The sequence below is a fragment of the Streptomyces tailanensis genome (assembly GCF_008386495.1).
Classification (GTDB): domain Bacteria; phylum Actinomycetota; class Actinomycetes; order Streptomycetales; family Streptomycetaceae; genus Streptomyces; species Streptomyces tailanensis.
Window position 1 is genome coordinate 1 of sequence record NZ_VTHJ01000017.1, and the last position, 16379, is coordinate 16379.

Here is a 16379-nt window from a genome sequence, read left to right on the forward strand (position 1 = left end):
GTACGCCCAAGACCGTTCGGGGCGTGCGACTGAGCGGACTCGCTTCTGCTCAGTCCACAGGAACGGTACAAGGTCGGGTCGGCCGATCAGTCGGGCGCGTTCGCGGAGTCCCACGGATCGCTAATCCGACTGGTGAGCCTCGCCGGTCTCGTGGACGGCACCAGGCCGCCGCCCACGACATCACGGCGGACATCATCAAGGCCCGGGCGGCCAAGCTGGACTGAGGCCCCGGGCCCACCGGTCCAACCCGGCCGACCGGCCTACAGGTTGTCGATCTCCAGGGTCGCGAGCGCCGTACCGGCGATCTCACGGCCCTGTTCGGTGAAGTGCCCCTTGCCCGGGTAGTCGACCCACAGCCGGTACATGTCGCCGTTGCCCGCCCTGTAGTAGAGGACCCGGGCCTCCCGCTTCCGCGGGTTCCGGGTGTCCGTCGTCGTGTAGACGACGGTGTTCTCGGCGGCCTTGCGGTCCTGGTAAGTGGTCTCGTGCGGCTCGCCCGTGGGTGCGGGCTCGTCGGCGATGTCCCAGGTGTACTCGCCGTCCTTGAGCAGCCCCCAGTCGACGTACGCCTTGTCCAGCGCGGCGCCCGGGATCTCGTTCTCCTTGTCGTTCTTCTTGACGTCGCGGTCGACGGTGATCCATATCAGGCCGCTGGGGTCGACGAACCGGGCGGCGGGGCCGTCCTTCTCGTCCGGCTCGAACTTGTACTTCACGAACCCGTTGGGCACCCCGACGCTCGCGGCGACGTTCGGACCGAGGTCCCGCTGCTTCCATCCCTCGGGCAGCGGGCCCGCGAACGGCTTCGCGATCACCAGGTAAGCCGTCACCGCAGCCGCGACGACCGCCGCGCCCAGGCCGACGAGTGCCTTGGGGCCGAGGTGTACGCCCTTGCCCTTGCCGGTAGCCGGCCCGGCGGCGACCTGGTGGACCACCTGGGTGGGCGCCGGAGCCGGTGGGTTCGCGGCCTGTTCCAACAGGTCACGCACGCGGGCGGCGGTCGGACGGCGGGCGGGGTCCTTCTCCAGGAGGCCGTTGATGACCTCGGCCAGCGGACCGTGGGCCGAAGCGGGCGGCGCGGGAGCGGCGTTGAGCACCGACTGCAGGGTCGCGGGGGTGTTGCTGCGGCGGAAGGGCGAGACACCCTCCGTGGCCGCGTAGAGGACGACACCGAGCGACCAGAGGTCCGATGCGGGGCCGGGGCGCTGGCCCAGCACCCGCTCGGGGGCGATGTACTCGGGCGATCCGACGAAGCCGCCGGTGTCCGTCAGGTTCGTCTCGCCCTCGATCTGGGCGATGCCGAAGTCGGTGAGGACGACCCGGTCGTGGCGGCCGAGGAGGACGTTGTCGGGCTTGACGTCACGGTGCAGGATGCCCGCCGCGTGCGCGGCCTCCAGCGCGCCGAGGACCTCAAGGCCGATTCTCGCCGCGTCACGCACCCCGAGGGTGCCCTCCTGGAGCGCGTCGCCCAGCGAACGCCCCTGCACCAGCTCCATCACGATCCACGGCTGGCCGTCCACAACCGCCACATCGTGCACATTCACGACCGCCGGGTGATCGAGCCTGGCCGCCGCGCGCGCCTCACGGCGCATCCGCTCGGAGACGTTGGCCCGTTCACGCTCGGGAAGATGGTCCGGTACGCGGGGCTCCTTGACGGCGACCTCACGGTCCACCGTCTCGTCCTTCGCCCGCCATACCGTGCCCATGCCGCCGTGGCCGAGCTTGGCGAGCAGCCGATAACGGCCCGCTATCAGGCGCCCGATGCCGGGGTCGGGGGCGGGCGCGGCCTGCGGGGGCGTCGGCGCCGGTTGCTGGACCACCTGCGTGGGCTGCGCGTACGGGTTGCCCGGGTACGGCACGCCCGGCTGCGGCGGTTGCAGTCCGAAACTCGTCGGTTCATCGGCTCCGTAGCCGGATCCGTAAGGGGCTCCCCCGTTGCTGCTCATACGTTTATCTGTATCGCGGCAAGCCCTTGAGCTTCCACCCCGGTCGTTTTCCGGTCACAGACCCGTGACGCGGGCCGCCGCTTATCTCCCCTTTTAGGTGCCTCTCTCAGGAACCTACGAACGTGTCGACCGCGACGTCGAAGTACTCCTTCGCCTCGCTCACGTCCCCGACCGGCGCCGACACCCACACGTCGTACAGGCGTCCGTCCTGCTCCCAGCACAGGTCGTACGTGTGTCTGGGCCCCTCCGCCGCGCTGAAGCCGTCCCAGGTGAACTCCCAGAGCGCGGCGAACCGTCCGTCGTGCGTGGTCTCGGCGACCCGCCCGTACCGATAGCCGGGGTTGGTGGAGGGCCCCCTCTCGTGCGCGCGCCGCATCACCGCAAGCGGCCCGCCCTCCTTCGCGTCGCCGAGCTTGATCCCGATCCGGATCGCCTTCCCCGGCGACATGTAGAAGACCCGTTCCCCCTGCGGCTCCCGCGTGAAGCCCTCCGGCACGGCCAGACTGAAGCCCCGCTCGTCCTCGGCGAGCCGGTACCCGGAGGGCACGGTCGGCGCGGTGGCGGCCCCCGAGCGCGTGCCGGTGGGCGTACCCGGCTCGTCGGAGGTCTCTGTCGCCCCCGACGTCCCCGCGGTCCCGGTCGTACCCGGCGTACGCGGTGCCGAACTCGTGGGCGTGGGCGTCGGCGTGGGCGCACCGCCACCCCCGTCGCCGCCGTCCCGCATCAGCAGCGCCGCCGCCGACACCCCGGCCCCGGCCATCGCCGCCACCAGCGCGGCCGCGAGCAGCACGCTCCGGGTGGAGTGCGGCGGCGGCCGCCCCGCGGGTTGCTCACGCAGGGCCGCCGCCTCGTCCGGTGCGGGCGGCGGCGCATCCTGGACGGCCCCGGGCGCGGGCGTGTGCGGCACGTCCCCCCGGGTCGGCGTGTACCCGGCCGGTGGTCTCGGCGTACTGCCCGTCTCCCGGAACGCCCGCAGCAGCCGTTCCGCCTCCGCCGCGTCGAGCCGCCGGTCCGGGTCGCGCTCCAGCAGCCCGCGTACGACGGGGAGCAGCGGCGTGGCCTGCGCCGGCGGGCGGATCTCGTCGAAGACGACGGCGTGCAGGACGCCGCCCAACGAGTCCCGGTGGAACGGCGATTCCCCGCTCAGCACGGCGCACAGCAGCGCGCCCAGCGACCACAGGTCGGACTCCGGCCCGGTGCGGAGCCCGGACATCCGTTCGGGCGCGGTGTACTCGGGCGAGCCGACGAAGGACCCGGTCTCGGTGAGCGTCGTCGCGCCCGCGACCTGGGCGATGCCGAAGTCGGTGAGGACGACCCGGTCGGTGCCCGCCTCCAGCAGGACGTTGGCGGGTTTGAGGTCACGGTGCAGCACCCCGGCGTCGTGCGCCCGCCGCAGCGCGGCCAGCAGATCGAGGCCGATCCGGGCGGCCTCGCGCGCGTCGACCGGACCCTGGTTCGCGATCCGCTCCGCGAGCGAGCCGCCGTCGATCAACTCCATCACGATGTACGGGCGTTCGTCCTGCTCGACCACGTCGTGCACCACGATGATGTGCGGGTGACTCAGCCCCGCGACCGCCCGCGCCTCCCGCAGAGTGCGTTCGCGCAGCTGCCGGGACGTCTCCTCCGGCAGCGAGGGATCGAGGGCCAGCTCCTTGACCGCCACCTGGCGACCGAGGAGTTCGTCGGTGGCGCGCCACACGATGCCCATACCGCCCCGGCCGATCCTGGCCTCCAGCCGGTAACGACCCGCTACGACACGGACGTTCTCCCCCTCGGTCCCCATACGCCCCATCATGCCCCACCGGACCGGAACCCTCCGGTGCCTAGTCACGGGCTGGCCGACAAGCGACGTACGCGCGTCGCACGAGCGGCGCGCGGGAGCCTCGCCGCCACTCCCGCGCCCGCTGCCGTCGCTACTGCGCCGGCCGCCAGCTGCGCAGCACCGCGTCGAACTGCTCGCGCGCCGTCGCCCAGTCCGCCGTCGGCGCGGACATGTAGATCGTGTACTCGACGCCGTCCCGGGCGAGATACATCTGCTCGATCGCCCGGCGCGGCCCGGGGGACTCCGTGTCCTTCGCCACCGCGGTCCAGGTGAAGTCCCACAGCGCGCCCGGCCGGTCGCGGTAGATGTTCTCCTCCAGACGCACCCGCCGGTACTCGGTCCGCACCTTCACCTGCTCCTCCAGGTCGAGCTGGTGGTGGTACGGGCTGTCGAAGTCCGGCGAGTCGTCCACGGCGATCCGGAGGAAGTGCTCACCGTTGTCGGGCGTGTAGTCGATCTGCGCGCCGTCCACCTGCCGCTTCCAGCCCTTGGGCAGCGCAAGGTTGAATCCCTCCGGGTCCTCGACCCGCTCCCATCCCTCGGGAACGCCATCGGTCGACTGCTCCCCCTGGTTCCCGGCCGTCTGCCGCCACTCGTTCGCGTAGTACATCGCGGCGGCGCCCCCGGCCCCGACGAGCACGGCCAACAGAACGACGAGAGCGATCGTACGAACCCGCCGGCGCCGCCTGACGACGGGCGCGGGCGCGGGAGCACCGCCCTGCTGGACGGTGACCATCGGGGTGACAGGCGTGACGGGTCCCGCGGACGCGCCGTCCCCGGCGGCGGTCACGGGCGACGTGTGCTGCCCCGACACACCCGGCACATGCGCACCGCCTCCCTCTCCCACCTCACTCCCCGCCTGCTGCCGCGTGGGCACGTACGCCTGTGCCACCCGCGGCCGCCGCCCCTCCGCCGCCTCGGCGAGCATCTGCCCGGCCTCCTCCGCACCGGGCCGTGCGGCGGGGTCCTTGCACAGCAGCGCGGTGATGACGGGTCCGAGCGGCCCCGCGGCCACCGGCTCGGCGGCCTCCTCGCCCACCACGGCCTGCATGGTGGTGAGCGGTGTGGTGCGCCGGAACGGCGACTTGCCCTCCACGGCCGTGTACAGCGTGGCGCCCAGCGACCACAGGTCGGAGGCGGGCCCGGGTTCCTGTCCGCGCACCCGCTCGGGGGCGATGTAGTCGACGGAACCGACGATCTCCCCGGTCCGCGTGATGGTGGTGTCGCCCTCGACCTGGGCGATGCCGAAGTCGGTCAGCATGACCCTGCCGTCCTCGGCGAGCAGCACGTTGCCCGGCTTCACATCGCGGTGCAGTACGCCGGCCCGGTGGGCGGCCCGGAGCCCGCGCAGCAGCCACATCCCGATCCGTGCTGCCTCGCGCGGCTCGACGCGCCCCTGTTCCCTGACCGCGTCGGCGAGCGAGACGCCCTCGACCAACTCCATGACGATCCAGGGCCGGTTGTCGTGCTCCAGCACGTCGTGCACGGTGACGACGGCCGAGTGGCTGATCCGCGCCGCGGCGCGTGCCTCGGCCCGGGTCCGCTTCAGCAGGATGGTCCGCTCGTTCTCCGAGACGTAGAGCGCCGCCGTCAGCTCCTTGACCGCGACGGCCCGGTGCAGCACCACATCGTGCGCGCGCCACACCCTGCCCATACCGCCGCTGCCGATCGTGTCGACAAGTCGGTAGCGCTCCGCGAGGAGCAGACCCTGCATCTGATTCACGTTGCCCCGCAATGTTCTTGACAGGGTCAGATTAAGGAGCAGCCGTCATCCCGGGAAACCGGCCCGCCCGCACAGAGACCGCACTGTGACGGTTATCGCTTCCGTCAACGCAGCGCAACCTTCCGGCACCTGGGCGATACCGCACCCGGTCGGCCACCTCCGCCGAAGCGGTGCACGGCCGGATCAGCCGGTCACCCGGTACGTCTCCGACGCCTGCTCGAACAACCGCGTCACCTCGTCCCGCTCGGCCTCAGGCCCGCGCAACTGCACCACGTGGTAACGCCCGTCGAGGAGTATCGCGAGATTCCGTACGAAGATGCCGCGCCCCTCGGCGTCCTGCCAGGTGAACTGCCCCTCGGCGCTCTTCACTCCGCCGACCTCGACCAGTCGCATCCCGCCGGAGGTGGCCCACGACGAGTCGCGGAACGGCTGCAACTCACGCTCGTCCTCCCGCTGGTACTTCAGCGGATCGCTGCCGTACGTCGCCGCGCTGTCCCGCCCGGGTACGAGGATCAGCTCGAAGTCACCCTGGGAGTACACGACCTGGCCACGCCCGTTCTTGGGGCTGCGGTCCCATCCGTTGGCGACGGCGACCTCGAAGCCCTCGGCGTCCTTGCGCAGGGTGAACCCCTGGGCCACATCGGAGTCGCCGGTCTGCGGCTGGGTCGAGCCGGACGACTCCGAGGGGCTCGCCTCGCTCTCGCCCCCGTCGGGAGAGGGAGAGCCGGCGTTCTGGTCAGGCCGCGCCTGGCTGCTCGCCCCCGGCGCGGCGCTCGGCTGCGCGGCGGTGTCCGTACGCGTGCCCGTACCACTGTCGGCTCCGCTGCTCGGCTCGGCCTTGGGCATGAACACCATGGCGTACGTGACCGCCGCGGCCAGCGCGAGCAGGACCAGCAGAAGCAGGTTCCGGCCGAGCTTGCGGGGCTGCGGGGGCTTCTCCCGGGCACGGCGGTGACGGGCGTGCGCGCTGGTCGCGGGCAGCCCGGCACGGCGCCGGCGGACGAGCTCGCCCCGGCGCCGTACGATCGGCAGCCGGCTCGCGTCGACGGGCGGTGCCGCTATGACATGCGTGCCGGCCTCGGGCTCCGGCGCCGACCGCACGAGGGAGCGCAGCCAGCCGCGCAGCTCCTCGAAGTCCAGCCGCTCCGTGGGGTCCTGCCGCAGCAGCGACTCCACGACCGGCCGGAGCGGTCCGCACTCCTCGGCGAACGCGGGCGGCTCCGAGCACACCAGTTGCACCAGCTCGGCGGTGTTCTCCTCCGGGTACGGCGCATGCCCCTGCACGGCGCGGAACAGCAACGCCCCCAGCGCCCACAGGTCCGTCGCGGGCCCGATCGGCGCCGCCAACTGCCAGTTCTCGTGCACCGGCCCGGCCTGCTCCGGCGCCCACCGCTCCGTCACCGGCCCGACCACGGCCATCCGCGCCTGCCGCGCCCGCTCGGCGGCGAGCGCGGTGGCGGGACCCCGCCGGGGGGCGGCAGCGCCGACGCCCCGGTCCCACGGGGTGCCGTCCGCACCACCGGTGGGGATGGGAGCGTCACTCACCGAGACCCCGTTGCCGTGCGCGGGGGTGCCGACAGGGGTGTTGCCATGGCCGTCGAGGGTGAAGGTGTCGTTGGCGGCGGGAAGCGCCGGTCCGCCCTGGCCGTTGCCGCCGCGCGGCCCCGCACCGTGCCAGGCATTCGGGGCACCGCCGCCGCGCGAGCCGACGCCGTACGGGTCGGCGATCTGCCCCGGCGGTACGGGGGTCGCCTCCAGGCCGGGGGGCAGGGCGCCGGAGTGTCCGGCTGTCGACGGTGCCGTACCTTCCTGGCCCGCCCCGCCGGGTGCCGGGCGCTGCGCGGGCAACCCCGTGCCGGTGCCGCCCCGTTGGTCGACGTTCACACGAGCCGCGGCCCTCGCCCCCGCGCGGTACGCGGCGATCGCGCCCGCCCGCGCCGCCCGGGCGTCACCGCCGGCGTCCAGCGCGCGCTGCCCCCCGGAGGGATCCGTGACCGGCCCCGCGCTGCCCGCCCGCGCCTCTATCGCGGCCCGCCGCGCGGCCTCGGGATCCCCGGCACCGGGACCAGCTCCACCACCGGGCCGCGCGCCACCGGGAGCCAGAGCCCCGCGTGCGCCGGAACCACCGGGCGCCCCCCGACCTGGACCCGGACCTGCCACGCCTCCGGACGCTCCGGAGTCACCGACGGGCGGGGCCTCCGGATGTTCCTCGAAATCCCGTACCGGCACCGGGTCGTACCCGCACAGCGCCTCTTCCGCCGCCCCGGCCGCCAGCCCTGTGAGCATTACGCGGCCGTCGTCGCAGACGAGCACCGTACGGGCGGTGATGTTGCGGTGCACCCAGCCGTGGGCGTGCAGCGCCCGCAGCGCGGTGAGCACGTCGGAGGCGACCTCGGCCGCCCGGTAGGGGGTCAGCGGTTGCTCCGCGAGCAGCGCCGCGAGCGGCCGCGCGGACACCAACTCGCTCACTATCCACAGCGAGCCGCCCTCGGCGAACACATCGAAGACCTGGTCGAGCCGTGGGTGGTCGGGGATCTGCGCGGCGGCCTGCGCCGCCTCGATGGCCCGTCGTACGGCCGGGTCGGTCGGCCTGCGCGTGGTCCGCGCCGCGCCCCGGCGCACCCTGCCGTCCCGCGCCACGTACCCCTCGGGCAACCCGTCGGAGTCGAGCACCTCCGCCTCGACGACCTCGGGCAACGGCACCTGCCGTACCAGGACTTCCTGTCCGCTGTAGGTGTCGAAGGCCCGGGTCTCGGCGAGTTCGAACTCGTCGGAGGGCGGCAGCGGCAGGCGATAGCGGTCCGCGAGTACTCGTCCCGCGTATGCGTCCACGATGCCCTCCCTCGGCCGCCCGGCTGGTCAATTCCGCTCGCTGCGCGTCCCGTTCCGTTCTGGATGCGTACGGTCCGCAGCCATTCACGATACGTGCCGGAGGCAACCGGCATTGAGGGGATGCGACATCTCACCCGTCTCGAAAGCGCTCGAACGCCCTCGATCTTCCCCGGAACACCCGTCCCCGAACTCACACGCCGGACCCAACTCCCGACGTCGAACTCACATCGACAATGCTCACACCGCCCCGCGCCCCCACACGCCCCTGTACCGCGCCCCGAGCCGAGGCACGGACTCTCACATGTCCATAACGAGATGGGCACCGGCGCACAACGGCCCTCCGGCAACCCCCGACGGCCCACCGTCACCCACGTTCACGCCGCCGCACGGGCGCATGGCGTCGCACAGGCGCATGCCCTCGCACGCGCCGCCACGGATCACACCCCGGCGCCCCCGCGGGCGGGCCGCATCACGACTTCGGCTCGAACGTCTTCGTGAACGTCTGCCACGTGTCCTTGCGCAGCTCGCCGCTCCACTCCGACGCCTTGGCGGTGTACATCAGCGCGTACCCCTGCTGGGAGTCGACGACGAATCCCCGGTCGATCGACCGGTACTTCGTGCCGCTCTCCACATAGGTGAACTCCCAATCGGCCGTGTTCCAGCCCCGGAAGTCCACCGCCTCTATTCGGATCCGCTTGTACTGCGAGCGCCTCATCGCGCCCTCTTGGTTCTTCCAGTCCGCGACCGGATCGTCCTTCGGGGTGCTCGTCCACCCGACGAGCAGCTTCTGTCCGTCAGGGCCGGTGAACCGGGCCCCCGCCGCGTCGGTGGACTGGTACTTCCACCCCTGCGGCAGCCCGATGGAGAACCCCTGACTGCTCTTGTACGTCTCGGTGGCGATGTCCCCCGAGCCCTCCGAGCCCCCGGAGCCGTCGCCGTTCTCCGACCCGCTCGACGTACCGGAACCGGCGCTGGGCGAACCGCTCTCGGACCCCGCCGATCCGCCGGCCTCCTGCGTCGTGTGACCGTCAGGACTGGGAGCGGACTCCTTGTCCTCGTCCTTGCTCTCGTCCTCGCCACTGCTCCCCGAGGCCACCCCGCTGGACGCGCCGACCTTGGTGTCGGTGCCCTTGCTGTTGTCCGAACTGCCGTCGTCGCCAACGAGGTTGAGCGCCAGCACGGTCCCGAGGATGACCAGCACCACGGCCGCCGCGATGAGCGCCAACGTCCGCCGCGACACCACATCGGTGATCGGCGCCCTGGGCACGGGCCGCGGCGGCAGATCCGGCGGCGGCATCTGGGGCCATCCCGAAGTCCGCCCCGCCGAGACGGAGTTGCCTGCGCCGACGTCCCCGCCACGCGCCCCGACGGCCCCGGCCACCGGCTTGCCCACGCCCAGCCCGGAAGCACCGGCGCCCTTGGCCTGCTCGGCCGCCGATCCACTCCTGGCGGTCGTACTCGACGAAACCCCCACGGACGCGGACTTGGCCGAAACAGCCGCCGCCGAAGCGGAAGAAGCGGCCTTCGCGGCCCCCGCCCCACGGGGAGACCTCCCAGCTGTCCCCCCGGAGGTCCCCCCGGAACTCCCACCCGAAGTCCCACCGGAGTTGGAGTCACCAGCGGACGTCGTACCCCGCGAGGTACCGGCACCCACGGCAGCGGCCCCGGCCGCAATCGCCCCTGCCGCACCCTTCCGCATGGACCACCGAGGCGCACGCGGCCGCTCGCCGCCGCCGTCTTCGCCCCGCTTGGCCCCGGCCCCGCCCGAACCGCCCTTCTTCGGACGCTCCTCCGGCACCGGCGGCAACGGCACGACCCGCGTCGCGTCGAGCGGCTCGGCCTCCTTCGAGTCGGGCGCGTGGATCACCTTGTTGAGCATCGCCCGCGCACCGGTGTCGTCGAGCCTCCGCTCGGCGTCCTTGGTGAGCAGCCCGAAGATGACGTCCTTGAGCGGCCCCGCGCGCTTGGGCTCCGGCACCGGCTCGGTCATCACCGCGGTCAGCGTCGCTATGGCCGACCCCTTGTCGTACGGCGGCACCCCCTCGACCGCCGCGTAGAGCAGGCCGCCGAGCGACCACAGGTCGGCCGCGGGCCCGGGCTTGTGGCCGCGCGCCCGCTCCGGCGAGATGTAGGAGGGTGCGCCGACGAGCATGCCGGTCGAGGTGATGGAGGGGTCGCCCTCGACCTGCGCGATACCGAAGTCGGTGAGGACAACCCGGCCGTCGTGCTTGTCTATCAGCACGTTCGACGGCTTCACGTCCCGGTGCAGGATGCCCTCGCGGTGCGCGGCACGCAGGACGTCGAGGATCGCGAGGCCCACCTCGGCGGCCCGCCTCGGTTCGAGCACGCCGTCCTCACGGATGACCTCGGCGAGCGACTTGCCCTCGACGAGCTCCATGACGATCCAGGGCCGGTCGTCCTCGTGCACCACATCGAAGACCGTTACAGCGGCGTTGTTACGGATCCGCGCGATCGCCTTGGCCTCCCGCAACGTACGCGTGATCAGCCGCCGCTTCTCGTCCTCGTCGATGCTCGACGGGAACCGCAACTCCTTGACGGCGACCGTACGGCCCAGCGTCTCGTCCTTGGCCCGCCACACCGTGCCCATGCCGCCGCGACCGAGCACCCCTCCCAGCCGGTACCGCCCGGCGAGGAGACGTGCGTCCGTGTCCTGACGGGATTCCCCAGCCCGCTCCGCCTCCGACATGAGTCCCCTCGATACAACCCGCCCTGACAGAGCCTCCATTGTCACCCACCCGCCGACCGTCCCACGCCCAGGGTGCCCCTCAACAAGCCACCCGGCCGAGAACCCCCTCACCACGGCCCGTCAGACATCCAAGACCGGCCGCCAATCAGCCCGTCCGGCGTTTGAGGACGAGCCCGAAGGGCGACAGCGGGGGTCTGGGGGCGCAGCCCCCAGGGGATGATGGGGGTCCCCCCGCTCGAGCGAAGCCGAGAGTGGGGAAGGGTAGGGGCGGCGGGGGCGAATCCCAACGGCCGACTACAGCGGCACGATGTCCGGCGCCCCCAACCGAGCCGCATCGGCCGTCAGATCATCCGGCTGCCGCTGCGACTCCCGCTCTGCCTCCACCCTCTTCTCGTAGTGCTGGACCTCCCGCTCGATCTGGTCCGCGTCCCACCCGAGCACGGGAGCCATCAACTCCGCGGCCTCCCGCGCACTACGCGTCCCCCGGTCGAACGTCTCGATCGATATCCGCGTACGCCGCGTCAGCGCATCATCGAGATGCCGCGCCCCTTCGTGCGACGCCGCGTACACCACCTCGGCCCGCAGATAGTCGTCGGCGGCCTGCAACGGCTCGCCCAGCGAGGGGTCGGCGGCGATGAGGTCGAGCACCTCCTCGGCCGCGGACCCGTACCGGTTCAACAGGTGCTCCACGCGCACCACATGGAGCCCGGTGCTCGCCGCTATGCGCGCCCGCGCGTTCCACAGCGCCCGGTACCCCTCCGCCCCGAGCAGCGGCACATCCTCAGTGACGCACTCGGCAACCCGCTGGTCCAGCCCGTGCACCGCCGCGTCCACCGCATCCTTGGCCATGACCCGGTACGTCGTGTACTTGCCGCCGGCCACGACCACGAGCCCCGGCACCGGATGGGCGACGATGTGCTCGCGCGACAGCTTGCTCGTGGCCTCCGACTCCCCGGCGAGCAGCGGCCGGAGCCCCGCGTACACACCCTGCACGTCGTCCCTGGTCAGCGGCACGGCCAGGACGGAGTTCACATGCTCCAGCAGGTAGTCGATGTCCGCGCTGGACGCCGCCGGATGGGCCTTGTCGAGGTCCCAGTCGGTGTCCGTCGTCCCCACGATCCAGTGCCGCCCCCAGGGGATCACGAACAGCACGGACTTCTCGGTGCGCAGGATCAGCCCGGTCGTGGAGTGGATCCGGTCCTTGGGCACGACCAGATGGATGCCCTTGGACGCCCGTACGTGGAACTGCCCGCGCTCGCCCACCATCGCCTGGGTGTCGTCGGTCCACACCCCGGTCGCGTTCACGATCTGCCGCGCGCGGACCTCGTACTCGCCGCCGGCCTCGACGTCCTGCACCCTGGCCCCGACCACCCGCTCGCCCTCGCGCAGAAACCCCGTCACACGCGCGCGGTTGGCGGCCTTCGCCCCGTACGACGCCGCCGTACGCACCAGGGTCGCCACATAACGCGCGTCGTCCATCTGCGCGTCGTAGTACTGCAACGCCCCGACCAGCGCGTCCTTCTTCAAACAGGGCGCGATCCACAGCGCGTGCCGACGCGTCAGATGACGGTGCAGCGGCAACCCCCGACCGTGCCCGCGCGCCATCGCCATCCCGTCGTACAACGCGACGCCCGAGCCCGCGTACCACCGCTCCCAGCCCTGGTGCTGCAACGGATAGAGGAACGGCACCGGCTTCACCAGATGCGGCGCCAGGCGCTCCAGCAACAGCCCGCGTTCCTTCAACGCCTCCCGTACGAGGGCGAAGTCGAGCATCTCCAGATAACGCAGGCCGCCGTGGATCAGCTTGCTGGACCGACTGGACGTACCCGACGCCCAGTCACGCGCCTCGACCAGCCCGGTCGAGAGGCCTCTCGTCACCGCGTCCAGCGCGGTGCCCGCACCGACCACGCCACCACCCACGACCAGCACATCCAGCTCGCGCTCGGCCATACCCGCCAGTGACTCGGCGCGCTGCGCCGGTCCCAGTGCCGCTGTCCTCACCGCTGCCTCCCGCTGTTTGTCGCGCTGGCCGCACCTGTCGATGCCCGCCATGCAAGACCCGGCTCGCATCCCCTGCCCAAAATTCTGACCGTGTTGCCCGAGTTCGGCCACCACCGGCTTCCAGCCTGTGGATAACTCCGCAGGACGCGCACAGAAAAACAACTCCCCAATCCCGCATATCGGTCATATTTACGCCTAGTGTGACATTGCGCTCGCTCATCCAGTCCACAGGGCTTGCGAGCCTGTCCCGCTTCGGTTATTGGGAAGGACGGCCCACGCCATGCCCGCAGATCTCGCCGTCATCGGACTCGGCCAACTGGGCCTTCCGCTGGCCCAGGCCGCCGTCGCCGCCGGCATCGCGACGATCGGTTACCGCACCGGCCCCGAGGGCGGCTCCCTCACCCCCGCCGAACTGCGCCGCATGCTCGCCCAGGGCTTCCGGACCGCCACCCACCCCGCCGAACTCGGCCGCGTCCGTACGGCCGTCATCTGCGCCCCCACGCCACACGGCGCGGACGGCGCCCCCGACCTCGCCCAGGTGGGTGAAGCCGCCCGCACCCTGGCCGCCCACCTGCGCCCGCACACCACGGTCATCCTGGAGTCCCCGGTCCACCCGGGCACGACCGCGGACTTCCTCCGCCCGCTCCTGGAAGAGGGCTCACGGCTGCGCGCGGGCCGCGACTTCCACCTCGCGTACTCCCCCGCCCGCGTCGACCCGGGCAACCGCGACTTCGGCCCCGCCAACACCCCCAAGGTGATCGGCGGCCTCACCCCCGCCTGCACCGAGTCGGCCGCCGCCTTCTACGGCCGCCTCACCGACAAGGTGGTACGCGCGCGTGGCACACGCGAGGCGGAGACGGTGCAGCTGCTGGAGACCAACTACCGGCACGTCAACATCGCCCTCGTCAACGAGATGGCCGTCCTCTGCCACGACCTGGGCGTCGACCTCTGGGACGTCATCCGCTGCGCCGAGACCAAGCCCTTCGGCTTCCAGTCCTTCCGCCCCGGCCCTGGCGTAGGCGGCCACGCCCTCCCCCAGGACCTGTCCGGCCACTCACCCCGCTCCCTGCGCATGGTCGAACTCGCCCAGCGGGTCAACAACCGCATGCCCCAGTACGTCGTCCAGCGCGCTGCCACCCTCCTCAACGAGCACGGCAAGTCCGCCCGAGGCGCCCGCGTCCTCCTCCTCGGCATCACCTACAAGCCCGACGTCCCCGACCAACAGGGCACCCCCGCCGACGAAATCGCCCGCCGCCTCCTCGAACTAGGCGCCCACGTCAGCTACCACGACCCCCACGTCCCCACCTGGAACATCCTCGATCGCCCCATCCCCCGAGCCGACTCCCTATACGAAGCCACCGCCGACGCCGACCTGACGATCCTCCTCCAGCAGCACCGGACGTACGACTTGCAGGGCCTGTCAGTGAAGGCGCAGTTGTTGCTGGACACCCGGGGGGCTACGCCTACGGGAGCGGCGCACAGGTTGTGAAGGGGGGCGCGTGGGTGGCTGTGCCTCCGGGGACGGTGGCGTACGGGGAGGGCGCGCCGCTAGCGTGTGGAGAGGTGGAGCCCGCCGCGTTGGCAATGCGGTACTGCGGCAGGCCTCCCGGATGGTTCACGGAGTGTCCGCCCCTAGTTCTGATGGGGGCGGCCGCTCACCTTCCGTAGATCCACAAGATCCACCTCCTCCGGCACCGGGCCCGCCCCACGGCGAATCCGGTACCGTACAAAAAGGTGGAGCCCGCCGCAGGTGGCACTGCGGCAGGCTCCTGAAGATGATCGGGTGTCCGCCCCTATTCCGCTTGGGGGCGGCCGCTCACCTTCCGTAGATCCACAAGATCCACCTCCTCCGGCACTTCACCATCCGAAGACGGATCCGGTCCCAGCGGGTGGACTTGCGGTGGCGTCCCATGGGCGCCCCCTTCCACGATGCCGCCCATTTGCCCGGTGGACGGTCCGTTGGAAATCGGGCCGGGCCCCGAGGGCGGGGTCCGGACCATGTCCTTGGAAGGGGGCTCCCAGCAGAACTGGGGCGCCGAGAAAGACGCTATCGCCCCGCTAAGCCCATTCGGCCCACATTCGCCCCAAACGCAACCACGCGCCCCCACCCACAACTCACGCCCCCACCAGCCCACTTGGACACGCAAAAGGGACCCGGTCGCCCACAGGCAACCGAGCCCCTACCTACCGCTCAAGCCGAGCGCCGCGTCACCTCACCGCTTGTGCTGCGAGTCCGCCACAGTCACCTCGACCCGCTGGAACTCCTTCAGCTCGCTGTACCCGGTGGTGGCCATCGCCCGCCGCAGCGCACCGAAGAGGTTCATGGAACCGTCCGGGGTGTGGGACGGGCCCGTCAGGACCTCCTCCAGCGTGCCGACCGTGCCCAGGTCCACCTTCTTGCCGCGCGGCAGCTCCTCGTTCACCGCCTCCATGCCCCAATGGTGGCCCTTGCCGGGCGCATCCGTGGCACGGGCCAGCGGCGAGCCCATCATCACGGCGTCCGCGCCGCAGGCGATCGCTTTGGGAAGGTCGCCGGACCAGCCGACACCACCGTCGGCGATGACGTGCACGTACCGGCCGCCGGACTCGTCCATGTAGTCCCGGCGGGCGGCGGCCACATCGGCCACCGCCGTGGCCATCGGCACCTGGATGCCCAGCACGTTGCGCGTGGTGTGCGCGGCGCCGCCGCCGAAGCCGACGAGGACACCGGCCGCGCCCGTGCGCATCAGGTGCAGGGCGGCCGTGTAGGTGGCGCAGCCGCCCACGATCACCGGGACGTCCAGCTCGTAGATGAACTGCTTCAGGTTCAGCGGCTCGTGCGAGCCGGAGACGTGCTCCGCCGACACGGTCGTACCGCGGATGACGAAGATGTCGACGCCGGCGTCCACGACGGCCTTGGAGAACTGGGCGGTGCGCTGCGGGGAGAGCGCGGCGGCGGTGACGACACCGGAGTCGCGCACCTCCTTGATCCGCTGCCCGATCAGCTCCTCCTTGATGGGAGCCGCGTAGATCTCCTGGAGGCGGCGGGTCGCGGCCTCGTCGGGCAGCCCGGTGATCTCGTCGAGCAGCGGCTGCGGGTCCTCGTACCGCGTCCACAGGCCTTCGAGGTTCAGGACGCCGAGGCCGCCCATCTCGCCGATGCGGATCGCGGTGGCCGGGGAGACGACCGAGTCCATGGGGGCGGCCAGGAAGGGCAGCTCGAAGCGGTAGGCGTCGATCTGCCAGGCGATCGAGACCTCCTTCGGGTCCCGCGTACGGCGGCTGGGGACGACGGCGATGTCGTCGAAGGCGTACGCCCGGCGGCCGCGCTTGCCGCGCCCGATCTCGATCTCAGTCACGTCTGTGGCCTTT

General features: G+C 71.9%; 8 protein-coding genes. 1 reads left to right on the forward strand and 7 read right to left on the reverse strand.

Features of this window, described 5'->3' with window-relative positions:
• Positions 1-260: 260 nt before the first annotated feature.
• The 6 genes from F3T56_RS16035 to F3T56_RS16060 all read right to left on the reverse strand — a co-directional run bounded on the left by F3T56_RS16035 (position 261) and on the right by F3T56_RS16060 (position 13028).
• Positions 261-1943: a serine/threonine-protein kinase gene (locus F3T56_RS16035; RefSeq protein ID WP_149825868.1), complete on the reverse strand. Its 1683-nt coding sequence runs from the start codon at positions 1941-1943 to the stop codon at positions 261-263.
• Between the two features lie 106 nt (positions 1944-2049).
• Positions 2050-3726, reverse strand: coding sequence for a serine/threonine-protein kinase (locus tag F3T56_RS16040; RefSeq protein WP_149825869.1), 1677 nt, complete (start codon positions 3724-3726; stop codon positions 2050-2052).
• Between the two features lie 130 nt (positions 3727-3856).
• On the reverse strand, positions 3857-5479 hold the full coding sequence (locus F3T56_RS16045; protein WP_149825972.1) for a serine/threonine-protein kinase: 1623 nt from the start codon (positions 5477-5479) through the stop codon (positions 3857-3859).
• A gap of 192 nt (positions 5480-5671) precedes the next feature.
• Positions 5672-8320: a protein kinase gene (locus F3T56_RS16050; RefSeq protein ID WP_149825870.1), complete on the reverse strand. Its 2649-nt coding sequence runs from the start codon at positions 8318-8320 to the stop codon at positions 5672-5674.
• A gap of 469 nt (positions 8321-8789) precedes the next feature.
• Entirely contained in the window at positions 8790-11027 is a 2238-nt protein-coding gene (locus F3T56_RS16055) for a serine/threonine-protein kinase (protein ID WP_149825871.1), read from the reverse strand.
• A 294-nt stretch (positions 11028-11321) separates the two neighbouring features.
• A complete protein-coding gene (locus tag F3T56_RS16060) occupies positions 11322-13028 on the reverse strand; it encodes a glycerol-3-phosphate dehydrogenase/oxidase (RefSeq protein WP_149825872.1) in 1707 nt (568 codons plus the stop codon).
• 280 nt (positions 13029-13308) lie between these two features.
• Here F3T56_RS16060 and F3T56_RS16065 point away from each other — a divergent pair, with 280 nt between their 5' ends.
• Positions 13309-14517: a nucleotide sugar dehydrogenase gene (locus tag F3T56_RS16065; RefSeq protein WP_149825873.1), complete on the forward strand. Its 1209-nt coding sequence runs from the start codon at positions 13309-13311 to the stop codon at positions 14515-14517.
• A gap of 724 nt (positions 14518-15241) precedes the next feature.
• Here F3T56_RS16065 and F3T56_RS16070 read toward each other — a convergent pair.
• Positions 15242-16366, reverse strand: a complete 1125-nt coding sequence (locus tag F3T56_RS16070) for a GuaB3 family IMP dehydrogenase-related protein (RefSeq protein WP_149825874.1) — start codon at positions 16364-16366, stop codon at positions 15242-15244.
• Between the last annotated feature and the right edge of the window lie 13 nt (positions 16367-16379).